General features: G+C 68.9%; 22 protein-coding genes and 1 pseudogene. 17 read left to right on the top strand and 6 right to left on the bottom strand.

Features of this window, described 5'->3' with window-relative positions; genetic code table 11:
- Positions 1-15 precede the first annotated feature (15 nt).
- From D0T12_RS03790 to D0T12_RS37315, 11 genes and pseudogenes are all read left to right on the top strand, one after another.
- Positions 16-1,116, top strand: coding sequence for an ABC transporter permease (locus D0T12_RS03790; protein ID WP_117397810.1), 1,101 nt, complete (start codon positions 16-18; stop codon positions 1,114-1,116).
- Positions 1,113-1,988, top strand: a complete 876-nt coding sequence (locus D0T12_RS03785) for an ABC transporter permease (protein WP_233525832.1) — start codon at positions 1,113-1,115, stop codon at positions 1,986-1,988. The genes D0T12_RS03790 and D0T12_RS03785 overlap by 4 nt, the downstream gene beginning before the upstream one ends.
- Positions 1,985-2,968: an ABC transporter ATP-binding protein gene (locus tag D0T12_RS03780; protein ID WP_117397809.1), complete on the top strand. Its 984-nt coding sequence runs from the start codon at positions 1,985-1,987 to the stop codon at positions 2,966-2,968. The genes D0T12_RS03785 and D0T12_RS03780 overlap by 4 nt, the downstream gene beginning before the upstream one ends.
- Positions 2,965-4,014 carry an ABC transporter ATP-binding protein gene (locus D0T12_RS03775; RefSeq protein ID WP_117397808.1) on the top strand — a complete coding sequence of 350 codons (1,050 nt, stop codon included), beginning with the start codon at positions 2,965-2,967 and terminating at the stop codon, positions 4,012-4,014. Before D0T12_RS03780 ends, D0T12_RS03775 begins: the two co-directional genes overlap by 4 nt.
- Positions 4,011-4,811, top strand: a complete 801-nt coding sequence (locus D0T12_RS03770; RefSeq protein ID WP_117397807.1) for an alpha/beta fold hydrolase — start codon at positions 4,011-4,013, stop codon at positions 4,809-4,811. The genes D0T12_RS03775 and D0T12_RS03770 overlap by 4 nt, the downstream gene beginning before the upstream one ends.
- Positions 4,808-5,881 (top strand): Gfo/Idh/MocA family protein, encoded by a 1,074-nt coding sequence (locus D0T12_RS03765; RefSeq protein ID WP_117397806.1) that lies wholly within the window; start codon positions 4,808-4,810, stop codon positions 5,879-5,881. The genes D0T12_RS03770 and D0T12_RS03765 overlap by 4 nt, the downstream gene beginning before the upstream one ends.
- Positions 5,882-6,005: 124 nt before the next feature.
- Positions 6,006-7,130, top strand: coding sequence for a Gfo/Idh/MocA family protein (locus D0T12_RS03760; protein ID WP_117397805.1), 1,125 nt, complete (start codon positions 6,006-6,008; stop codon positions 7,128-7,130).
- Complete coding sequence (locus D0T12_RS03755; RefSeq protein WP_233525831.1) at positions 7,127-8,281, top strand: dihydrodipicolinate synthase family protein; 1,155 nt, start codon at positions 7,127-7,129, stop codon at positions 8,279-8,281. Before D0T12_RS03760 ends, D0T12_RS03755 begins: the two co-directional genes overlap by 4 nt.
- A complete protein-coding gene (locus D0T12_RS03750; protein WP_117397804.1) occupies positions 8,281-9,099 on the top strand; it encodes a sugar phosphate isomerase/epimerase family protein in 819 nt (272 codons plus the stop codon). Before D0T12_RS03755 ends, D0T12_RS03750 begins: the two co-directional genes overlap by 1 nt.
- Before the next feature lie 168 nt (positions 9,100-9,267).
- Entirely contained in the window at positions 9,268-9,915 is a 648-nt protein-coding gene (locus D0T12_RS03745; RefSeq protein ID WP_117397803.1) for a DUF4360 domain-containing protein, read from the top strand.
- Positions 9,916-10,433: 518 nt separating this feature from the next.
- Positions 10,434-10,676, top strand: a pseudogene (locus D0T12_RS37315) (DUF4360 domain-containing protein); the annotation flags it as partial.
- Here D0T12_RS37315 and D0T12_RS03735 read toward each other — a convergent pair.
- Positions 10,636-10,863, bottom strand: a complete 228-nt coding sequence (locus tag D0T12_RS03735) for a hypothetical protein (protein WP_117397801.1) — start codon at positions 10,861-10,863, stop codon at positions 10,636-10,638. The pseudogene D0T12_RS37315 and the gene D0T12_RS03735 sit on opposite strands and share 41 nt — an antisense overlap.
- Positions 10,864-11,060: 197 nt before the next feature.
- On the opposite strand from D0T12_RS03735, the gene D0T12_RS03730 reads away from it, so the two are divergent.
- A complete protein-coding gene (locus tag D0T12_RS03730; protein ID WP_117397800.1) occupies positions 11,061-11,264 on the top strand; it encodes a cold-shock protein in 204 nt (67 codons plus the stop codon).
- A 27-nt stretch (positions 11,265-11,291) separates the two neighbouring features.
- Here D0T12_RS03730 and D0T12_RS03725 read toward each other — a convergent pair whose 3' ends face one another.
- Positions 11,292-11,651: a hypothetical protein gene (locus D0T12_RS03725; protein ID WP_117397799.1), complete on the bottom strand. Its 360-nt coding sequence runs from the start codon at positions 11,649-11,651 to the stop codon at positions 11,292-11,294.
- A 616-nt stretch (positions 11,652-12,267) separates the two neighbouring features.
- Here D0T12_RS03725 and D0T12_RS03720 point away from each other — a divergent pair.
- Both D0T12_RS03720 and D0T12_RS03715 read left to right on the top strand, forming a co-directional pair.
- Complete coding sequence (locus tag D0T12_RS03720) at positions 12,268-12,567, top strand: hypothetical protein (RefSeq protein WP_199487263.1); 300 nt, start codon at positions 12,268-12,270, stop codon at positions 12,565-12,567.
- A 460-nt stretch (positions 12,568-13,027) separates the two neighbouring features.
- Positions 13,028-13,444: a hypothetical protein gene (locus D0T12_RS03715; protein WP_117397798.1), complete on the top strand. Its 417-nt coding sequence runs from the start codon at positions 13,028-13,030 to the stop codon at positions 13,442-13,444.
- A 237-nt stretch (positions 13,445-13,681) separates the two neighbouring features.
- Here D0T12_RS03715 and D0T12_RS03710 read toward each other — a convergent pair whose 3' ends face one another.
- Together D0T12_RS03710 and paaI are read right to left on the bottom strand one after the other, a co-directional pair.
- The gene (locus D0T12_RS03710) at positions 13,682-14,086 is read right to left on the bottom strand and encodes a RidA family protein (RefSeq protein WP_117397797.1); all 405 of its coding nucleotides are present in this window, start codon (positions 14,084-14,086) and stop codon (positions 13,682-13,684) included.
- Positions 14,087-14,339: 253 nt separating this feature from the next.
- Entirely contained in the window at positions 14,340-14,777 is a 438-nt protein-coding gene (gene paaI / locus D0T12_RS03705; RefSeq protein WP_117397796.1) for a hydroxyphenylacetyl-CoA thioesterase PaaI, read from the bottom strand.
- Between the two features lie 575 nt (positions 14,778-15,352).
- On the opposite strand from paaI, the gene D0T12_RS03700 reads away from it, so the two are divergent.
- From D0T12_RS03700 to D0T12_RS03690, 3 genes are all read left to right on the top strand, one after another.
- The gene (locus tag D0T12_RS03700; RefSeq protein WP_117397795.1) at positions 15,353-15,688 is read left to right on the top strand and encodes an MmcQ/YjbR family DNA-binding protein; all 336 of its coding nucleotides are present in this window, start codon (positions 15,353-15,355) and stop codon (positions 15,686-15,688) included.
- 254 nt (positions 15,689-15,942) lie between these two features.
- Positions 15,943-16,551: a hypothetical protein gene (locus D0T12_RS03695; RefSeq protein WP_147339365.1), complete on the top strand. Its 609-nt coding sequence runs from the start codon at positions 15,943-15,945 to the stop codon at positions 16,549-16,551.
- A gap of 469 nt (positions 16,552-17,020) precedes the next feature.
- Positions 17,021-18,577, top strand: a complete 1,557-nt coding sequence (locus D0T12_RS03690) for a hypothetical protein (protein ID WP_117397793.1) — start codon at positions 17,021-17,023, stop codon at positions 18,575-18,577.
- A gap of 14 nt (positions 18,578-18,591) precedes the next feature.
- Here the strand turns inward: D0T12_RS03690 and aac(3) are convergent, their stop codons facing one another.
- Complete coding sequence (gene aac(3), locus D0T12_RS03685; protein ID WP_117397792.1) at positions 18,592-19,440, bottom strand: aminoglycoside 3-N-acetyltransferase; 849 nt, start codon at positions 19,438-19,440, stop codon at positions 18,592-18,594.
- Positions 19,441-19,494: 54 nt separating this feature from the next.
- Positions 19,495-21,069 (bottom strand): WD40 repeat domain-containing protein, encoded by a 1,575-nt coding sequence (locus D0T12_RS35230; protein WP_158581395.1) that lies wholly within the window; start codon positions 21,067-21,069, stop codon positions 19,495-19,497.
- Between the last annotated feature and the right edge of the window lie 25 nt (positions 21,070-21,094).

Raw genomic sequence — 21,094 nt, 5'->3', positions numbered from 1 at the left:
GCGGAAGGAGTGGGCATGACCAACGCGGAGAAGACCGATGGCCGGCAGACCGATGGCCGGCGACGCGGGGCGCTGCCGCGCCGGCGCCGGTCACCGATTTCGGTGGCCTTCGTCGTGCGCCGGTTCCTGGCGACCGTCGTGCTGTGCCTGGCGGTGACGTTCGTGGTGTTCCTTCTGTCCAACGTGATTCCCGCTGATCCGGCGTCGGCGAACCTCGGCGACGCCGCGCGTTCCGACCCGGAGGCCGTCGCGGCGTTCCGCGCGAAGTACCACCTCGACGACGGGCTGTTGACCCAGTACGGCGAGTTCCTCCAGCGGTTGGCGCACGGCGATCTCGGCACGTCCATCCAGACGCAGCAGCCCGTCCTGTCCGACCTGGCCGATCGCGCGCCGGCGACCGCCGAACTCGCCATCGCCGCCGTGTTCATGGCCGTGCTGGTCGGCGTCCCGCTCGGCATGGTCTCCGCGTTGAAGCGCGACCGTCCGGCCGACCACCTGCTGCGCACCGTGTCGCTGACCGGCATGTCGGTGCCGGCGTTCTGGCTCGGTCTGCTGGCGTTGCAGCTGTTCTACTACCGTCTCGGCTGGGTGCCCGGCGGCGGGCGGCTGCCGGTCGGCGGGGAACCGCCGCCGAGTGTCACCGGGATGTACACGCTGGACGCGTTGCTGACGGGCCGCCTCGGGACGTTCACCGACGCCGTCCATCACCTGATCCTTCCCGCGCTGATCCTGGCCACGCCGGGGATCGCCCTGTTGACCCGGTTCACTCGCGCCGCCGTGCTCGACGTGATCAGCGAGGACTACGTCCGCGCGGCGACGGCGAAGGGACTCAAGCGGTCGACGGTGCTGCGGCGGTACGTGCTGCGGGGCGCGACCCCGCTGGTCATCACGGTCAGTGGACTCGCGCTGGCCAACGTGTTCGTCGCGAGCGTGCTCGTGGAGCAGGTCTTCTCCTGGTCGGGGCTGGGCTCCTACGCCTACCAGAGCGCCGTCCGCCTCGACTTCCCCGCGGTCATGGGCGCGTGCCTCTGCATCACGTTGGTCTACGTCACCATCAACCTCGTCGTCGACGTCCTGTACGGCGTCGTCGACCCGCGGATCCGGGTGGGCTCATGATCGGCGCGATCGCACGTCCGCCCCGGGTCTCCATGGTCGCCCGCGCGGCGCGCGGCAATCCGCTCTTCGCGTCCGCGCTGACGGTCTCCGTCGGATGGCTGGTCGTGGCGCTGGCGGCCCCGCTGATCGCGCCGGCCAGCCCGCTCGCGCAGTCGCCGGACCTGCTGGTCGGGCCGTCCGCCCAGCACTGGTTCGGTACCGACGAGCTGGGACGGGACGTCCTGAGCCGCCTCATCTGGGGCGCCCGGGTGTCGGTGACGATCGCGCTGATCGTGGTGCTCGCCTCGTCCTTGATCGGCGCGGTCGTCGGCGGCGTGGCCGGCTACTTCGGCGGCTGGGTCGACGAGGCGATGATGCGGTTCACCGACCTCGTCTTCGCCTTCCCCGGCGTGATCCTCGCCCTCGCCGTCACGGCCGCGCTCGGTCCGGGTCTGCGGAACGCGGTCATCGCCGTCCTGATCCTGTCCTGGCCCCCTTACGCGCGGCTGGTGCGGGGGCAGGTGCTCATGCTCCGGGGGTCGGAGTTCGTCATGATGGCCCGGCTGCGGGGGGCGTCCGCGCCGCGGACGCTGCTGCGCGACATCGCGCCGAACCTCACCGGGCCGATGCTGGTGATGGCGACGGTCGATGTCGGCGAGAAGATCCTCTTGGTCGCCGCGATCTCGTTCCTGGGCCTGGGGGTGCAGCAGCCCACCGCCGACTGGGGGTCGATGATCGCCACCGGCACCCAGTACCTGGAGGCCTGGTGGCTGCCGACCTTTCCCGGGCTGGCCATCGTCACCGTCGTCCTCGCCAACAACCTTCTCGGCGACCGTCTCCGGGACGTGCTCGATCCCCGTGGCGTCACCGGCGATCGGAGGCCGGGCCGATGACACCCGTACTTGAGATCCGCGACCTGCGGGTGAAGATGCCCACACCGCGCGGCCATGTCACCGTGGTGGACGGCGTGGACCTGACCGCCGAGCCGGAGTCGATCGCCGGGATCGCCGGGGAGAGCGGCTCGGGCAAGACGATCACCATGCTGGCCGTGCTGGGCCTTCTCCCCCCGGACGCGATCGTGGAGGGCTCGGCGCGGCTCGCCGGGCGGGAGCTGATCGGGCTGCCCGAACGCGAGCTGCGCGCGGTCCGCGGCCGACGAATGGCGATGATCTTCCAGGATCCGCTGGCCTCGCTGCATCCGATGCTGACGATCGGACGGCAGCTGACCGACCACATGCGGGCGCATCTCGGCCTGGGCCGCGCGAAGGCGCGGGCGCGGGCCGTGGAGCTGCTGGCCGAGGTCCGGCTCCCCGATCCGGCCGGGATGCTGGACCGCCACCCGCACGAGTTCAGCGGCGGTATGCGGCAACGCGTCGCGATCGCGATGGCGCTGGCCTGCGAACCGGAAGTGATCATCGGGGACGAGCCGACGACGGCGCTGGACGTGACCGTCCAGGCCGGGATCCTGCGGTTGCTGGACCGGCTGCGGCGCGAGTCCGGTGTCACGGTCGTGCTGGTCACGCATGACCTGGGCGTCATGTCCGCGCTCGCCGACACGCTCTCGGTCTTCTACTCAGGGAGGGTCGTCGAGACCGGCACGGCCGGCACGGTGCTGCGCCGCCCCCGGCACCCGTACACGGCGGGTCTGCTGGCGGCGCTGCCCAGCCCCGAAGCGAAGGTCGATCAGGGCGTCAGGCCGATCCCGGGTACGCCGCCCGTGCCAGGAGACCGGCCGTCCGGCTGTGCCTTCCACCCCCGCTGCCCGCACGGCGTCGACCAGTGCGCGGTCGAGGTTCCGGCGCCGGTCGAGCTGGACGACCGGCACCGGTTCGCCTGCCCGCCGGATCCGTTCGCCGCCGGGAGGACGTCATGAGCCGACTTGAGATCAGCGGAGTTCACGTCGCCTACGGGAAGGGCCGGCGGGCCGCGGAGATCGTCGCGGGGGTGACGCTCGCGGTGCGTCCGGGGCAGATCGTCGGCCTCGTCGGCGAGAGCGGGTGCGGTAAGTCCACGCTCGCCCGCGCGGCCGTGGGGCTGCTGCGGCCGTCGGCCGGGACGGTGACCTTCGGCGGCCGGCCCGTGACGCCGCTCGGGCACCGGGCACGGCACGTCTCGCTGCTGCCGCTCCAAATGGTCTTCCAGAATCCGTACGCCTGCTTGAGCCCGCGGCGCAGGATCGGTGACCAGATCGGCGACGGCTTCCGCGACGATGACGGCGGTTCGGGCGGCTCCGGCTCCCGCTCCCACTCCCGCTCGCGGCGGGCGGCGGAACTGCTCGAACTCGTCGGGTTGCCGCCGTCCCTGCGCGAGCGGTACCCGCACCAGATGTCGGGCGGGCAGCGGCAGCGCGCGGCGCTCGCCGCCGCGCTCGCGCCGTCCCCCGAGGTGCTCGTGCTGGACGAGCCGTTCGCCTCGCTCGACGTGTCGGGTCAGGCGCAGCTCGCGCGGCTGCTCACCGACCTCAGCGGGGAACTCGGCGTGGGAATGCTGCTGATCTCCCACGACCTCGGAATCGTCAAGCAGATCGCCGACGAACTCTACGTCATGTATCTCGGGACGATCGTCGAGCACGGCCCGACTCTGGAATTGTGGCGGTCGGCGCGGCACCCGTACACACGCGCGCTGATCGCCGCGATACCGCACGCGGACGGCAGCGGGCGGATCCCGGAAGCGCTCGCCGGAGACGTCGGGGACCCGCGCACACCGCCACCCGGCTGCCGTTTCCATCCACGCTGCCCCTATTCCGTCGAGGAATGCGAGACGCGGCCGCCTCCGCTGACCGAAGTGCTGCCCGGCCGGGCTGCGGCCTGCTGGAGGCATGAGGACGTCGCGGCGTCCGCCGATTCGCCGACGACCGAAGAGAAGCCCGCCGGTCCTTCGACCGGGCCGATCACCATTCTCAAGAAAGAGGATCGATGACTCCATCCGAGAACGCCACACCGTTCAGCGACTATGGCGGGGACGGTCCGATCGTGGTGGCCGTCCACGGGCACTTCGGCAGCGCCCGGACGTTCGCCGGGCTGGCCGAGGCGCTCGCGGGATCCGTCCGGCTCATCGCCCTCGACCAGCGTGGACACGGGCACGCGCGCAAGGGCGTCGAGTACGCGTGCTCGGACTACGTGGACGATGTGGCCGCGTTCCTGGAGGCCCGGGAACTCGCGCCCGCGATCGTCCTCGGCCATTCGATGGGCGGCGTGGTCGCGTACACCCTCGCGGCCCGGCGGCCCGAACTCGTCCGCGCGCTCATCGTCGAGGAAGGGCAGGCGCTCGTCGACGCGAACACGCTCGACACGCGCGGCTGGCCGAAGCGCGCGCCGTCATTGCGGGCGCTCGGTGAGGCGATCGAGGCGCAGGGGATGCCGGACGCGAGTTATTTCCTGCAAAGCGCGGTCCGCTATCCCGACGGCTGGGGACTGACGTTCGACCCCGAGGAAATGCTGCGGTCGCAGGAACTCCTCGTGGGCGACCACTGGGCCGACTGGTCGGCCGTCAAGCAGCCCACGCTGCTGCTGCACGGAACGGAAAGCTTCGTCCTGCCGACCGAGCAGGCCCGCGAAATGGCGCGACGACCCGGGACGCGTTACCGCGAGTTCAGCGGATGCGGCCACTGGATCCATGACGACGATCCGGCCGGCGTGGCCGAAGCGATCGGCAATTGGGTCCGGGACATCGAGAACGACGCGCCGGGCTCCGGCGCGGTGGAGGTGAATTCATGACGCCGCTGAAGGCGATCATTGTGGGTACCGGCGTGATCGCGCCGCAGCACGTGCTGGCGCTCAGGTCCCAGGACGTGCCCGTCGAGATCGTCGCGGCGGTCGACACGGACGAGCAGCGCCTGAACGCGTTCCGCTCCGAGCACGGCATCCCCTCGGGGTACGCCGACCTCGACCGGGCGTTGGCCGATGTTGAGCCGGATCTCGTCCACCTGGCGACCCCGCCGTTCACGCACGTGCCGCAGATCCGCGCGGGCCTGGAGGCGGGCGCGTGGGTGATCTGCGAGAAGCCGCTGTGCGGTTCGCTCGCCGAACTCGACGAGATCGAGGCGATCGAGGCGCGCAGCGAGGGACACTGCGTGAGCGTGTGCCAGTGGCGCTTCGGCTCGGCGGGCCGGACCCTGCGGCGGCTCGTCGAGGACGGACGGCTCGGCTCCCTCTACACCGGCCTCTGCCAGACGCTCTTCTACCGCGACCAGGCGTACTACGACGTGGCTTGGCGCGGACGCTGGGAGAGCGAGCTGGGCGGGGCCACGACCACGAACGGCATCCACGCCATCGACTTCCTGCTCTCCCTGCACGGCGACTGGGACGCCGTCTCGGCGATGAGCGCGACCCTCGCCCACGACATCGAGGTCGAGGACGTCGCGATGGCCACCGTGCGGTTCGGAAACGGCGCGATCGTCAGCGTCGGCGCCGCGACGCTCGCGCCGCGCCAGGTCACCTACATCCGGCTCGACTACGAGCGGGCGACCGTCGAGGTCGACGGCGTGTACTGGTACGGCAACGACGACTGGCGCTTCACCCCGGCACCCGGCCGTGACGACGCGCCGGAGTGGCGGATCGACGGCGAGTCCGAGGCCACGCACACCGCCCAGATGACCGAGGTCCTGCGTGCGCGGGCGGAGGGGCGTCCGCCGGAGCCGGGCCCCCGGGACGTGCGGCCGACGCTGGAGCTGCTCGCCGCCCTGTACAAGTCCGCGGCGACCGGTCAGACCGTGCGGCGCGGGTCCATCACTCCGGACGACCCCTTCTACAACGGCGTGGCCGCCGGCATGAAGAGCCTCGCCTGAGCCGGGCCGCATCGCTTTCACGACGAATTTCTATAGGCAGGAGCCAAGCGTGACAATCGCTTCTTCGACCGTGAGCCCGGGGTCTCCGGCGGGTGCGCGCACGAGACGCACCGTCCGGATCGCCATGAACGGCGTCACGGGCCGGATGGGACGCAACCAGCACCTCATCCGATCGATCCTCGCCATCCGCGACCAGGGCGGCCTCGCCATCGACGACGGCACGGTGATCTGGCCCGAACCCGTCCTGATCGGACGCGACCCCGCGCGGCTCGGCGCCCTCGCCGAGGAGTTCGGGCTGAAGGAATGGTCAACCGATCTTCAGGACGTCCTCCGCGACCCCGAGGTCGAGATCTACTTCGACGCGCAGCTCACCTCGGTACGCGAACCCGCCGTCCGCGCGGCGATCGCCGCGGGCAAGCACGTGTACGCCGAGAAGCCGCTGACCGGCGACCTCCGGTCGACGCTGGATCTGGCGCGCGCCGCCCGGGACGCCGGGGTCAAGAACGGCATCGTGCAGGACAAGCTGTTTCTTCCCGGGCTGCGGAAACTGCGGCGGCTCGTGGAGAGCGGCTTCTTCGGACGCATCCTGTCCGTGCGCGGCGAGTTCGGATACTGGGTGTTTCCGGGGCCCGACCCCGCGCCGCAGCGCCCTTCCTGGAATTACCGGAGCGCGGACGGCGGCGGAATCATCTCCGACATGTTCTGCCATTGGGAGTACGTGCTCAACGGCCTTTTCGGTGCTCCCCGCGCGGTGTCCGTCCTCGGCGCCACGCACATACCCGAACGTATCGGTGAGGACGGGCGCCCCTACGACGCCGACGCCGAGGACGCGGCGTACGCGACCTTCGAGCTCGACGGCGGCGTCGTGGTCCAGCTGAACTCCTCGTGGTGCGTGCGCGTCCAGCGGGGCGAGGTGTTCGAGCTCCAGGTGGACGGTACGGAGGGCAGCGCGGTCGCCGGGTTGCAGAACTGCCTCGTCCAGCCGGCCGCGACCACACCGAGGTCGACCTGGAACCCCGACCTTCCGGACCCGATCGACCACCGCGCGGGCTGGCAGCCGCTGCCGGCGACCGAGACCTACGACAACGCCTTCAAGGTTCAGTGGGAGCGGTTCCTCCGTCACATCGTCCTGGACGAGCCGTTCCCGTGGGACTTCCTGGCGGCCGCGCGAGGTATCCAGCTCGCCGAACTGGCGGCGCGCTCCTGGCAGGAGCGGCGCTGGGTCACGCTTCCGGAGCTGTCGCTGTGACGGCGGTGGAGACGAGCCTCGTCCTTCCGGCCTCGGACGGGCGGCTGGTGACCCATCGCCTCGGCCGGCCGCGAGAGTTTCCCGTCCCGTCCTCGCCGCCGACGTCGCGTGTCGCGTTCGCCGCGGCGCACGTCGTGGGCGTCCCCGGCGACCGGACCGCGCTCGACTGGGACGCGACGCTCGCGTACCGCCGCCACCTGTGGACGCACGGCTTCCGGGTTGCGGAGGCCATGGACACGGCCCAGCGCGGCGCGGGACTCGACTGGGCGACGACACGCGAACTGATCCGCCGCTCGGTCGCCGAAGCGCACGCGGTCGGCGGCGGCATCGCCTGCGGCGCCGGAACCGACCATCTGCCGCCGGACGCGCCGGTCTCACTGGCCGACGTCCGGGCCGCGTATGAGGAGCAGGGCGCGTTCGTCGAAGGCGAGGGCGCGCAGACGATCGTGATGGCCAGCCGCGCCCTCGCGCGGCAGGCCCGCTCCGCCGACGACTACCGCGAGGTCTACGGGCAGGTTCTTCGCCAACTGACGCACCCGGCGATCCTGCATTGGCTCGGCGAACCGTTCGATCCCGCACTGCGCGGCTACTGGGGCAGTACCGACCTCGACGAAGCAACCGACCTCGTCCTGGAGCTCATCGACGAACACCGGGATCGGATCGACGGGATCAAAATCTCGTTGCTCGACGCCGATCGCGAGGTGGCCCTACGGCGGCGGTTGCCGGAGGGCGTCCGCCTATATACCGGCGACGACTTCAACTACGTCGAACTCATCCGCGGTGACGGCCACGGTCACAGCGACGCGCTGCTCGGCGTGTTCGACGCCATCGCACCTGCCGCCGGTGCGGCGCTCGCCGCTCTCGACGCGGGCGACGTCGCCCGCTACGAGGTCCTGCTGGCACCGACCGTCCCGCTCGCGCGGCACCTGTTCTCCGAGCCGACGTACAACTACAAGACGGGCATCGTGTTCCTCGCGTACCTCAACGGCCATCAGGAGAGCTTCTCGATGGTCGGCGGGCTCGAGACCGCGCGGTCGGCCGTCCACCTCGCCGAGACCGTCGTGCTCGCGGACCGCGCCGGGCTGCTGCACGACCCCGAACAGGCGGCGGCACGCGCGTCCGCCGTCTTCGCCGCCGCGGGGATCACCTGATGCGCCCTCCGGAACCGGCGCGTCTCAGCCTCAACCAGATCACCGTCCCCACCTTGACCCTGCCCGAGGCGGTCGAGGCCTGCGTCCGGCACGGGATCGGCGCCATCGCCCCCTGGCGTGACCGGGTCGCGGAGATCGGCGTCGACCGGGCGGCGCGTCTTCTGCGGGACGCGGGCCTCCGGGTGTCGAGTCTCTGCCGTGGCGGCTTCCTCACCGCGTCCTCGGCCCCGGCGCGCCGCGAGGCGCTCCGGAACAACCGCGCCGCGATCGAGGAGGCCGCCGCGCTCGGCGCCGCCTGCCTGGTCATGGTCTGCGGCCCACCGGAGGGACGCGACCTCGCGCGGGCCCGGGACGACATCGCCCGCGGACTGGAGGCCCTGGTGCCGCACGCGCGGGCGACCGGCGTCCGCCTGGCCGTCGAGCCACTGCACCCGATGATGATCGGCGAACGCTCCGCGATCGTGACGCTCGACGAGGCGACGGAGCTCGCCGAGCGCTTCGACGCCGACACCGTAGGCGTGATCGTGGACGCCTACCACGTCTGGTGGGACCCGAGGCTCGACGCGGCGGTCGACCGCGCGGCCGGGCGCATCGCGGGCTTCCATGTCTCGGACTGGCTCTCACCCACGACGAACCTCCTCGCCGGACGAGGACTGATGGGCGACGGACTGATCGACCTCCACGGCCTCCGCGACCGGGTCGAGCGCGCGGGATACACGGGCCTGATCGAGGTCGAGATCATCAGCGACGAGCACGCGAAGGACGATCCCGACGACCTCATCCGCCGCGTCGTCCAACGCTTCGCCGAGTTCGTGTGATGGCTTCGTCCAACGACTTCGCGGCCGAGACACTTCTCGCCGTTATCGCGCTTCGCACCTGAACAAACCTCATTCTATTAAAGTCGGCGCGGTTGAAGACTGATCATTGACTGTTTTCAACATGGCGGTTACGGTCCCTTTAGTTGGCGTTCAACGAAAGGGAATCCCATGCACGAAAGAATTGCCGGTGTCGTCGTGGCCGCCGCCGCGCTGACCGCGACCGCGGTGTCGGCCGCTCCGGTCGCCGCCGAGACGGGACCCGACCGTGGTCCGGACCCGCCCATCGTCTGGATCGACGAGGTCAGCGGCTCCGGTTGCCCGAAGGACACCGTTGGGGCGAACCTGTCACCCGACAGGGACGCGTTCTCGCTCGTCTACGCCGACTTCAAGGCCCAGGCGGGCGGTTCGTCGCAACCCGCCGACAACCGCAAGAACTGCAAGGTCCTCATGCGAATGGGCGGCCCGCAGGGCTACTCCTACGCCATCAGGAGGGCGGACCACCGAGGTACCGCCCTCCTGGAGAAGGGTGCGACCGGCAGGGTGACGGCCGACTTCGGCACCGAGAACCAGCCGTCAAGCGGGAAGGAGGAGCACACCTTCCGCGGCCCCTTCGACGACAACTGGCAGATCACTCTCACCAGACCGGCGGACCAGCTCGTCTTCACGCCGTGCGGCGCGACCCCCAGGTTCCTGATCAACAATGAGTTGCGGGTCGCCCCGGGGCCGGATCGAACGAAGCCCAGCTTCATCAGCATGGACACCTTCGACGGGTCCATCAAGTCGACCTACCACCTCACCCAGAAGCGCTGCCCGTAGCAGGACGACCCCGACGACCTCATCAGCCGTGCACCCTGGCGCGGGCTCTTCTTCCCGCCGTCCAGCTCAGGAGCGTTTCGAGCACTGCCTGTCCGTGGGCGCGCCCACGGACAGGCATTCCTCACCGAACAGCGAGCCCGCAATCGCTTCTCGTGAACGAAAATAGCTCGTTCCATTAAAGTTCGGCGCGGTTGAAGACTGACCATTGACTGCATTCTGAATGAGAGTTAAGTTCTAGGTTAATTCTCAGTCAGGGCAGGGAAAGCTCATGCGCGAAAGGACCGCCGGTCTCGTCGTGGCCGCCACGGGGACCGGCTGCTCGGACCGCACCGTCGTGGCGAGAGTGGCAGGCGACCGGGAGGCGCCCATGACGGACGTGGCCCCGGGCGAGGCTACTCCTACGCCATCGAGCGGACGGACCGGCGGGTTTTCGCCCACCTGGCACAGGGGGCGATGGGCAACGCGAAGATCAACTTCGCGTTCTAGAACCAGCGGCCCAGCGGGGAGGTCACGGTGTCTTCACGCCCTGCAACGAAGACCCCAGGCTTCTGATCAACAGCCGGTTGCGGGTCGACGTCAAGACGTCGGTTCCGACGAAGACCAGCTTGATTAAGGTGGGCTCCCCCGACGGGTCCACGTGGTCGACCTACCACCTCATCTGGAAGCGCTGCGCCCAGCGCGATGACGAACCCCGCGGGCTCGGCGGGCTCGGCGCGGGTCTCAGAGCTTCAGGAGCCGTGGGTACGGGGCAAGGATCCTGATTTTTCCGGTTCCGAAATCGACGAGGACAGCCCCTCCCGCCTCCACTTCCACGACGCGTCCCAGCCCGTATTTGTCGTGGGTGACCAGGTCCTGGAGCGCGAACTTCACGACGGGCGGGGCGGCGGGCGGCGGCGGGAAAGGGCTGGTGGGGAGGTGCCGCTGCCTGGAGGATCCGGAGTATCTCATTACCGCAGTATGCACCCCTTCCGTCCGGCGGACCATGTGGTACTGTGCGGGTAGTTGCGGTTCCCATAGACATGTGCATGCGCCTGTTGGATCTGACCTCAGGCGCATTTTTTGTTGTTTCGGATCTTCCGGATGGGCCATCGCGGCGTCCTCGGCCGTGCACGGTGTGCGGTCGGGACAGACCAGAAGGAGATGACATGGCCACCGGTACGGTCAAGTGGTTCAACGCGGAGAAGGGCTTCGGCTTCATCGAGCAGGACGGCGGCGGCGCCGACGTCTTCGCCCACTACTCCAACATCGCGGGCCAGGGCTTCCGTGAGCTCCAGGAAGGCCAGAAGGTGTCGTTCGACGTCACCCAGGGCCAGAAGGGCCCGCAGGCGGAGAACATCACCCCCGCCTGAGGCTTCGGCCACGCGGCGGGCGTCCCGTCAGGACCGCCCGCCGCGTTCGCTCAACCGGGTGGCGCGGGTGGCCAGTGCGTCCAGCACGTCGGTGTGTCGCTCGTCGACGCCGACCTCCAGGGTCAGCGCGCCTCCGGTGGCGGTCAGGGTGAAGGTGAAGAACGAGCAGCACCCCGTCTCCCGGACCGCCAACTCGGCGGCTCGCCCGGCCACACGAGGGTCGGGACGCAGCGCCAGGCGCACCCGTCCCCCCTCCGTGTGGACGGCGGTCACCCCCTCGGCGAACAACGCGTCGAACTCGGCCTCCCGTAGCGGCCGCTCGGCGGTCGGCAACGTGCACGCCCGCGGCGCCCACCCATGATCGTCCTGTACCTGCTGAAGTTCCATATTCCGGACGGTAAGCCCGTACCTAGGTACCGGATGCAACCCCGTGTGGTTGACCAGGCGTTCAACGTGCCGTTTCGGACGGCGTAGCAATCCCCGTGCCTGCGAGAGCGTTGCGGCGTCCCGCAGTAATCCGGGTTCACCGCTTCGCGGGCCGAAGGTCGCCCCGCATTCCGGGATCCGGCCGTAGCCGCCGCGCGCCGTCCTCCCCACGAGAATTGCCCCGCCATCCCCGCGCCGGCTTCACAGTTCGATCCCCGCGCAGCGAGGTCAACGATGCGGGAGCAGCCTCACGCGTCAACGGACAGCAAGTCGCGGGTGCGGCTTGTATCGAACGTCTCGCTGCCCATCGCCGTCATTCTCGTGGCGGCTTCTCCGCCCGCGTCCAACGTGCCGCTCGGACGACGTAGACGGTGACGCCAGGGCCGCCGTGCAGGTTCTACACGGACGTCGCCGTGGCCTCCTCAACCGGCACCAGCGCGGCGACCTTGTCGCTGAGGCCACGAATCGTGAGAACGCGCAGGAGCGAGCAAGCCACGCTCATGGCGGTCGGTCGGCCGGTGCCGACCATCGCGATCTTCTTCCCGCTGGTCGTCGGCCGCTACCGCAGGATGAGCGGGTGACGACGCCCTGCTCCGCCGCAGCCGCACGGCAGTGGTCGTCACGCGACGGTGGGCGCTGTCGCGAGCCGCTGTCGACGGCGACGGGTGCGCCGCTGAACGGCCGGGTCGAGGTCGCGGGGCCGGAGCGTTTCCGCCTGGACGAGTTCTTCCGTGACGCCCTGGCCTCCTGGAACGACCCGCGCGAGGTGGTCACCGACCCGCACGCGCCCTACTTCGGCGCGGAAGTGGAGGAGTTCAGCCTGGTGCCCGTCGGCGCCGCCGATACTCGGCACGATCACCTACGGCACCTGGCCTGACCGGGATGCGATTCCGAAATAGCCTTCGGGAAACATTTTGGTTTCGCGGGTGGGATGGTGATCTACCTGCTGTGGGTTGCTGGCGGGTGATTTCGGAGGCTGTTGTGAGCGGGCGGGCCGTAGCCACTCGTGGTGTTCGTGAGGTCGAACGGTTTCGCTGTGACGGGTGGGTGGCAATTTTCGTCGGCTCGCACACCGAAAGGGAGGCGTGGCGCGGCTGGATCAGGTGCAGGTCGGCGTGATTTCGATGTGCGATTCGTAGTGCTGTTGTTACCGCATGAAGGCTTGTCCGGAGAACGTGTACCGGCCTTTAGGTCTGCCATGTGGCCGATTGCGGACGTGGCGGGTGCCTTGCTGCAACGCTCCAAATGATCGATAAATCAAGCGACGGCGATCACGTCGTCGAAGTCGTTCCAAGGAGGATTGCATGAACTTACGGGGGTCTCATCGCCTCGCGGCCGTGACGGGGGCGGCGGTGCTGGTCACCGCCATGAGCGGAGCGGGAATCGCGTCCGCTCGGACCACGGACACCGTCTGCGGTCCGGAGCACAGCCTCGGATCCGTCGTGTACAAGAACTGTAGCGTCGTTCTCGGGTCCTGGGATCCCGAGTACGGCACCATGCCATTCCTGGAGCTGAAGAACCTGGGAATCGCAGAGACCACTGTGACCGTGACACACGAACGCTGGAACTACACCACGAACAGCTGGGAGTACAGCTCGGGCGGCTCGAAGACGATCTTCCCGTTCTTCGAAACCCAGTACTATTCCCTGTCGCACGGCTGGTCGTGCGGTCAGGACGCGAAGGAGCGCGCCCGAATCACAAGCACCGTCGGGACCGGGGACTGGTCGGAAGCGGTCACCACCTCGCCGTGCTGATCGAACGCCGCAACCGTCAATTCTGAACGCGACTCGCGGCGGGGCACGTCCGGTCCGATGTCATGTAGGCGCGGCATCCATGCGCGATGGTCGTGGATTTCGCTGAGTCGGTCGGAATGGGCGTCGCGGGGCGTGCCCGGAATTCGGATGACAGCGCGGTTTGAGCGGCGACGTCCACCTGGCGGGATCGGTGCTGCGGCGAGGCCGGATCCGCACCGAACCCGCCTGGTGGGCGCGTCAGGCGGCGGCCACGACTTCGATTTCCACCAACCAGTCGCTGACGAGTGTCTGCGCGACGATCGCCGTGGTGGGAACGATACGGCCGCCCAGTGCCTTCGTGCGGGCCGCCGCGTTCGCCTCGGCGTAGGCGGCGTCACGCAGGTAGCTGGTGAGCCGGACGATGTTGTCCACGGTCATTCCGGCCGAGGCGAGAATCGTCCGGAGGTTGTTCCAGATGAGGTCGAGTTGTTCGTCGAGGGTGGCTCCGGGTGTTCCGGTGGGGTCGAGTCCCATCGTTCCGGAGACGAAGAGCAGGCGTTGCGCGCCGCGGACCTCCAGGGCGTGCACATAGTCGTCCGTGCTGGCATAGACGCCGTCGGACGGATCATGTGTCACGGTCTCGAAGTTCGAGTTCTGGGTCATGGGGCCAGATCATGCCGGTGCTGATCACACGCCTACAAGCGAGATCTCACGAAAGTCCGGTTGCCCGGAAGCCACCCGGGCGGGCCCCGCCCTGACGGTGCTCCTCCGGCTTCCAAGCGGAGCTCAACCGTGGGATTAGTGCCGGCAGCGCGTTTCCGGGGGCGAGGCCCCGCGGGAACTCCGCTACGGGTGGTGATTCGTCCACCACATGCGGGGCCTTGCCCGCACACCGGCACTCGCAGCGTGGTCGGACTCAGCGCGGCTCGATGGGACGGCCGGTCGAGCGGCTGCGACCGCGCAGTTCCGCTACGACGACGGGGGATTCTCCGGACGTCCGGGTGACGGTCACGTCGTAGAGGCCGCTTCGGCCGCGTCGCGAACGCATCCACGCGTTCGCGACGAGCGTGTCGCCTTGGTGGACCGGTTCCAGGAACGTGATGTCGAATCCCGCCGCCACGGTCACTTCGCCGAAGGAGTTGCAGGCGAGGGCGAACGCCGAGTCGGCCAGGCTCGTCACCAGGCCGCCGTGGCAGATGCCCCAGCCGTTGATCATGACGGGGCGGACGTCCATGGTGACCGTCGCCGTGCCCGGACCGACGTGGACGATCCGCATGCCGAGGGAACGGCTCGCGGCGTCGTCCGCCCACATCCGTTCGGCACTGCGCCGCGCGATCTCTTCGGGCGTCACCATGGGCGGGACCCGTGGTCGCTCTCGCGGTTCAGACGTCCGGTCGTGCCCCTGTCGCGCGGTCCCGCCGGAGACGCGAAGCGCGGGACGGGCGGACGCCGCGGGCCGAGGATCGTCGCGGGGTCTAGGTCATCGGCGGATGTGACGCGCTCGTCCGACACGCGCGTCGCCTTCAGGGCCGGCGTCACACCGGGGCGGAGGAGAGTACGGCGCCGCGGCAGGTCTCGCGGGCGCATGCCCCTCCCACCAACCGGCCGGGACGGGGCGACCAGTCTGGCCGGTTCGTCACCGGGGAGCGGAAAACGGCGAGTCATTCGTCCGCCTCTCAGAGCATCAACGTCCGTCATATCGTTGCCTCTGAGGCCATCTGTGGTCCAGCGGCAGGACGAGTTCAGGAACATGTCCAAGGTTGGGCGGTCACCGACTGCCATTCGTCCAGCAGGACGCGCGCCCGGTCAAGGAGGCAGGACGAGTGGCCGAGTCGTTCCCGTGGGCGACGCGGCGGTGCCGCCCGGATTCCGGATCCGTTCGTGCGGTGGACGGGCCGCGTGTCGTACCCGGCTGGTACATCTCTCGGTATGCGCGTCGAGGAGTTCCTGCAGGTCGTGCTGGGCCTGCCAGAGGTGACCGAACGGGAGGCGTTCTCGGACCACACCGGCTTCCGGGTGCGCGACAAGGGGTTCTGCTACCTGAACGAGGCCGAAGGGATCGTCATGCTGAAGGCGACCCGCGAGGAGCAGGCCGCCCTCGTCGCCGAAGACCCGGACACCTTCTCCCCGTCCTGGGCCGGGGGTCGCTTCGCCTGGGTGGCGATCAAGCTGGCGAACGTCGAACCCGAGGAGCTGACCGAGCTGGTCACCGAAGGGTGGCGGCTCTCAGCCCCCAAACGTCTCGCCGCCTCCCTCGGCTTGTGACCGTTCCGCGTTCCAGCCGCCTCGGCACCTGCGCTGCAATTCAGGACGGTCCACGCGGGACGTCCATGTCCCGGCATGGATCGCCCCGGACTCGCTCGATCCGGCGAAACATCGTCCCGAGAACCAGGAAAGGTTCGGGGACGACCCTAATCGGCGATGGTCGACGATTCCGTTACAGCCCGCGACACACAGTCAGCGACCGGGTCTTCGGGAAACAACCCGAATCGTGGCCGGAAAGAACTATGGTGAGCGACATGATCACCCATCCCGCTCCAGAACTCCTCAGTTACGAGGACGCCGTCGCGCGTCTCGGCGACAGCCTGCGCTTCGAATGGGACTGGCTGTACGACACGATCCCTTTGTTGGACGGAGACGTCGTCGTCGAAGGAGATTTCCTCAAAGCCGTGACGGGGATCGTCGAGCAGGAATTCGACGGCGTCCACATCACCGGAAACCTCACGGTGAACGGGCCGATCGCCCTCTACGAGACCAGGCCCACGCTGTCCGTTCGGGGCACCACTCGCGCCGAGACCCTGGAGGGCGGCGACGCCGAGATCTACATCAACGGCGGCGTCTTCACCTACCTGGTCTACGGCTACTACAACGACGGCGTCCTGGACACCGGCGCGATCGACACCCCCTGGGTGATCAACTCCGACCACGACCTGCGCGTCACCGCGCCCGGCGCCCGCCACATCGACAACTTCCACTTCCGCGGCTACCTCAACGACGCCGACATCGACTTCACCACCGACGAGATCGCCGACGCTTTCGTCCCGGAGGTGGTCTCCCGCGAACGCGACGCGGTCGACGTCCATAAGTTCCTCGAACGGCTCCGCGCGGGACTCCCCGTCCTCAAATAGTCCACCCCGGCCCTGAGTCCATATCTGCGTCCCTCACTGCGATATTCAGCCGCTCCCTTTCGCGCTGACACGAAACCATCGCCGGTAGGCCGTGCCCTTGTCCGGGTACATCAGCACGCTAGTTCTCCTCACGATGAGGAACACCAGCCCTCGAAGTGGCCCGTCACCATCTGTGGTGGTCTGCTGAGCAGCACGGTCGCGCAATACTGAGTCCGGGTTGGCTCACGATGTCAACCGCTCGGACAAGGGAGGCGTCCGCACGCGCGACAGGAGAACGCCTCAGCCATCGACAGGTTGGATGACCTCAAATATCAAAAACGGTCAGCTTGCATCTTGTTCGGAGTGGGGCCGCGATGTGATGATCATCGCGACCAGACCGCGACACTCATGGGCAGGTTCTGATGCTCTCTGTGCCCGGCTCTTACCGGTTCACTCGCCGCATCCGCGCGTTCGTCATGCCGTCGCGATCGTGGCGCTCGGCGCCACGACCGCGCTCGGCGTGCCGTCGGCGGCGGCCGACACCGCGCCACCGGCGGGGGAACCGCCGACCGTGACCGCCGACCCGTTGCCCACCTGGCAGACCAACGGCACGGTCTGGACCGTGAAGGTGGTCGGTGACGCCGTCTATGTCGGCGGCACTTTCACCGCGATCCGTCCACCCGGTACGAGCCCCGGCGATCCGCGGGAGCTGCGCCGCAACAACGTGGCCGCCTTCAACGCCACCACCGGGGAGCCACTCCCCTTCAATCCCGACATTCAGGCTAAGAACGCCAAAGAGGACATCGTTCAGGACCTTGCGGTGACGCCCGATGGCCGCACCCTGTACGTGTCCGGGAAGTTCGCCACGGTCAATGGGCAGTCGCGGCCCCGGATCGCGTCCTTCGCCCTGCCCGGCGGGCAGCTCACGGGGTTGCGGCATGACATCGACGGGTCCGTGGAGACTCTCGCCGTGACCGCGACCACCGTGTACGCGGGAGGCACCTTCACCAGCGTGGACGGCACCGCCCGTCAGCTTCTGGCCGCCTTCGACACCGCTACCGGGGCCCTCACCGGCTGGGCTCCGATCGCCGACGCCCGTGTCATGTCCATGGTCGTCTCGCCTGACGGGTCCCAGGTCGTCATCGGCGGCAAGTTCGACACCCTCAACGGCAGGCCCCCGCACGGCCTGGGCTCCGTCCGCACCGACGCCACCGGCACCAGCGCCCCCTGGGAGACCGGTCTGGAGCGCATCGACGACACCCGCCACTCCTGGGCCACCGACCTCGTCGCCGACGCCGCCACCGACAGCGTCTATGTCAGCGCCGCGGGCACGGGAGCTTTTGACGGACGTATGGCCGTCGACCCGAACGGCGGAGTTCTGCGCTGGATCGACCGGTGCAGGGGTGGCAGCGAGGCCATCGGGCTGCTGGACGGCGTGCTCTACACCGGCTCCCACGCCCACGACTGCTCCAGCCAGCCCGACGGTTTCCCCGAACTGGACGACGACGGCCACCAACGTCTCCTCGCCGAGCCCGCCGTCCCGGACCCGGCGAAGCACGACACCCCGCCGATCCTGCACTGGTTCCCCGACACCAACGCCGCGGCCGATGGCGGCCAGGGCCCGCGCGCCATCGACAACAACAACCGCTACCTGTGGGTCGGCGGCGACTTCACCACCGTGAACCAGCGACCCCAGCAGGGGCTGACCCGCTTCGGGACCCTCGCCGCGGCCGAGGACGTCAACCCGCCCGAACCGATCGCCAAGCCCACGGTCACCAAGCCGGACGGCACCACCGGCACCTTGAGAATCACCTGGCGCCAGACCTGGGACCGCGACAACAGAAACCTGACCTACCAGGTCGTTCGCGACGGAACCACCGTCGTCCACACGCGCAACTCGGCCTCGCGGTTCTGGGATCTGAAGATGCTTGACCACACCGACAGCGGTCTGGCGTCCGGCAGCACCCATACCTACACCATTCGCGCTACCGACCATTTCGGGAACACCGTCCAGTCACCGGCGAGCGAGCCCGTCCGAAGTGATTGACCGCTGGTTCTGGGCTATCGCGCGAGCTTGCTCTCGATCCAGTTGACGCCGAAGCTGACGACGTCGGGCGCCTCGAACAGGTAGCTGGTCGAGGCGCCGACCCGTCCTTGTCGTCCGTGTCCGGCGGCGAGCATGTCGCGGGCGATGGCCTCGAAGGGGTCCTGGCCCTCGGGCACGACCGGGGTGTAGTCGAAGGCGCCGTTCTCGGAGTCGATGTCGTGGAAGCGTCGCCAGACGCGCTCGCCGTCCACGGTGATGGGCTGCTGGTAGTCGACGAACCGCTTTCCCGGCGCTTCGGCCAGGGCCTCCGCGTGGTGCAGAAGCGTCAGGGTGTCGAGCGGCGCGCCCAGCAGGAGGACCCGGCCGCCCTCGGCGGTCAGGCGGGCCAGCGGGCTGCCGGGGCCGTGCGGGTCGTCCCACGGGTGATCGTCCATGAGGAGGTGGGCCGCCGGGCCGAGTGCGGCGAAGCTGACGTCGGGGTGACGACTGCGTACCGCACCCGGCCACCGGCGCAGGGCCTCGGGCAACCGGCCGTTGTTGTGGTCGGCCTCGCTGAGCAGCAGGTCGTACGCGGGGTGCTCGGCACGCACGGCGGCCTGCCACTCTTCGGGCCAGTCGGTGAAGTCGTAGGGCGGGGCGTCGTTCCAGCCGCAGGTGACCATCAACGTGCCCCGCGCGCCGACCACGTCCCGCAGCGCATTGATGATCGTCTGGGGCCCACCGGCGACGTACCCCAGCGCCGACATCGCGGTGTGGAACATGACGATGTCGCCCTCGGCCAACCCCAACTCGCCCAGATCGCGGACGAGCCCGCCGCGGGTGACCGGACCATCGGAGCGCTTGAGAAGGTCTAGCTCATCCATGGTCAAAAGCTACGCACAGCCCCCACGAGCGGCCAAACACCGGCGGTGGCGAACTCACTCGTCGCGCAGGATCGACCTGCCCTCACAAAGCCAGTCCCTCGCCGTATTCTCATCGAGGTAGCCGTACTCGTCGAGGACGTCGGCGACGAACACCTCCTTGGCGCGTTTCGGTGGAAAGCTGATATCGCCGTAGACATTGCCGACGCAGAATGCGTCGATCTTGGCCTCGGGCTTGGCGAAGTAGGCCGAGTAGTGAAGTACTTGGGTGCGGATCACCTCGGCCACGAGGGCGCCTCCGTCGTCGCCGTGGGAGCACATCAGGACGGTGGCGACTTCGAGTGTGCCGCTGATCGTGGCGTTGATGCCGTAGCGGAGTATCGCGGCGTGGGCCCCCACGTCGCCCTGGACGGCCAGGAGGCTGCCGTAGCCGTCGCCGCCCGCGGTGGCGTCGAGCGTCCCGTCGACGATCAGGTCTCCGAGGATCGCGACCCCGTAGTTTTTCCTGTGATCGCCGAACAGTGCGTCGGTGTCGGCGACGTGGACATCGCCCTCGTAGAAGCGGACCTCGTTGAACGAGAAGCCGTGGTCGGGCCATTCCACCTCGGGCATGCGCCGTTGGGCCTCGTCGATCGGGATCTTCTCGTAGGCGTCGATCGCGAGCGGTGGACGGCCGGAACGACCGACGGTGCGCGTCCTCGGCGGGCCGAAGTCCTGACGCGGCGCCCGGTACACCTTGCCGGGGGGGTCGTCGCCGTCGAAGTACAGCGCGCCACAGAACTGGTAGGGCGGTCCTTCCTCGAACCAACCGGCGTACAGGTGGCCATCACCCCAGGGCAGGATGCTGGTGAGGCGGTACGGCGGTTGCGCGGCGGGCAACGGCTGCAAGACGCCGTCGCGGCCGAGCGCTCCGACGTAGCCGTCCTCGCCGACGACCAGGAAGCCGTCCCGCCGCGGATCGTAGATTAGGCATTCCAGATCCAGCGCGGGAACGCCACTGCACGGCTCGGGCGACTGACCTGGCGCTGCCAGGTAGAGCTGGCCCGCGTCACCGGCCACCGCGAAGCCGCCGTCGGGTGCGTAGGCGAGACCGTTCAACCGCGCACGCCCGATGAGTATCGGGTCGGTGGTGCCGTCAGGAAGGCGCCGTATCAGCTTGCGACCGGCGACGAACACCGGTTCGCCGTCGGGAGCGACCACCGCGCGGGCAAGGCGCTTTTTGGTGAATCGCGGCTGCGCTTGTAGTACACGGGTCTGGGGATCGAGCGCGGCGACGAAACCTTTTTCTCCGGTGACCCAGATCAGGTCACCAATCCGGGTCAGGCCGAACAAGCAGCCGCTTTGCTCTGTGTCGACTTCACTGACGACTATGTCCCCACTCGAATACTCGACGATCGCGAGGTAGCCGTGTTCGCCCGCGACGACGGCGATCCGGTCGTCGAGCGGCAGCACCGCACGCAAACCGTTGGCACCGACCGGCCATGCGCGCCAGCCCTCGGCCTCGAACCGCAACACCGAACTCGCGCCGCGACCGCCACCGGCCGCCCAGATCGTCCCGTCGTGACTCGCGAGGACCAAGGGTCCCGGCACGTGACCGAGGAGCGGGTGCCCATCCCGCAAGAACGCATCCATAAATCCCGCAACCTATCCCGTCCAT

Origin of the sequence: Actinomadura spongiicola, from assembly GCF_003432485.1 — a bacterium.
Classification (GTDB): Bacteria; Actinomycetota; Actinomycetes; order Streptosporangiales; family Streptosporangiaceae; genus Spirillospora; species Spirillospora spongiicola.
The sequence above is the reverse complement of the archived record's forward strand: the minus strand, read 5'-3'. Positions and strand labels throughout refer to the sequence as shown.

Bases quoted from the DNA above. Each gene is read 5' to 3' on its own strand.
- D0T12_RS03695 (WP_147339365.1), top strand. From the start codon at position 15,943: ATGATCACCCATCCCGCTCCAGAACTCCTCAGTTACGAGGACGCCGTC.
- D0T12_RS03785 (WP_233525832.1), top strand. From the start codon at position 1,113: ATGATCGGCGCGATCGCACGTCCGCCCCGGGTCTCCATGGTCGCCCGC.
- D0T12_RS03735 (WP_117397801.1), bottom strand. From the start codon at position 10,863: ATGAGATACTCCGGATCCTCCAGGCAGCGGCACCTCCCCACCAGCCCT.
- paaI (WP_117397796.1), bottom strand. From the start codon at position 14,777: ATGGTGACGCCCGAAGAGATCGCGCGGCGCAGTGCCGAACGGATGTGG.
- D0T12_RS03700 (WP_117397795.1), top strand. From the start codon at position 15,353: ATGCGCGTCGAGGAGTTCCTGCAGGTCGTGCTGGGCCTGCCAGAGGTG.
- D0T12_RS35230 (WP_158581395.1), bottom strand. From the start codon at position 21,069: ATGGATGCGTTCTTGCGGGATGGGCACCCGCTCCTCGGTCACGTGCCG.
- D0T12_RS03780 (WP_117397809.1), top strand. From the start codon at position 1,985: ATGACACCCGTACTTGAGATCCGCGACCTGCGGGTGAAGATGCCCACA.
- D0T12_RS03710 (WP_117397797.1), bottom strand. From the start codon at position 14,086: ATGACCCAGAACTCGAACTTCGAGACCGTGACACATGATCCGTCCGAC.
- D0T12_RS03725 (WP_117397799.1), bottom strand. From the start codon at position 11,651: ATGGAACTTCAGCAGGTACAGGACGATCATGGGTGGGCGCCGCGGGCG.
- D0T12_RS03760 (WP_117397805.1), top strand. From the start codon at position 6,006: ATGAACGGCGTCACGGGCCGGATGGGACGCAACCAGCACCTCATCCGA.
- D0T12_RS03775 (WP_117397808.1), top strand. From the start codon at position 2,965: ATGAGCCGACTTGAGATCAGCGGAGTTCACGTCGCCTACGGGAAGGGC.
- D0T12_RS03770 (WP_117397807.1), top strand. From the start codon at position 4,011: ATGACTCCATCCGAGAACGCCACACCGTTCAGCGACTATGGCGGGGAC.
- D0T12_RS03730 (WP_117397800.1), top strand. From the start codon at position 11,061: ATGGCCACCGGTACGGTCAAGTGGTTCAACGCGGAGAAGGGCTTCGGC.
- D0T12_RS03750 (WP_117397804.1), top strand. From the start codon at position 8,281: ATGCGCCCTCCGGAACCGGCGCGTCTCAGCCTCAACCAGATCACCGTC.
- D0T12_RS03745 (WP_117397803.1), top strand. From the start codon at position 9,268: ATGCACGAAAGAATTGCCGGTGTCGTCGTGGCCGCCGCCGCGCTGACC.
- D0T12_RS03790 (WP_117397810.1), top strand. From the start codon at position 16: ATGACCAACGCGGAGAAGACCGATGGCCGGCAGACCGATGGCCGGCGA.
- D0T12_RS03765 (WP_117397806.1), top strand. From the start codon at position 4,808: ATGACGCCGCTGAAGGCGATCATTGTGGGTACCGGCGTGATCGCGCCG.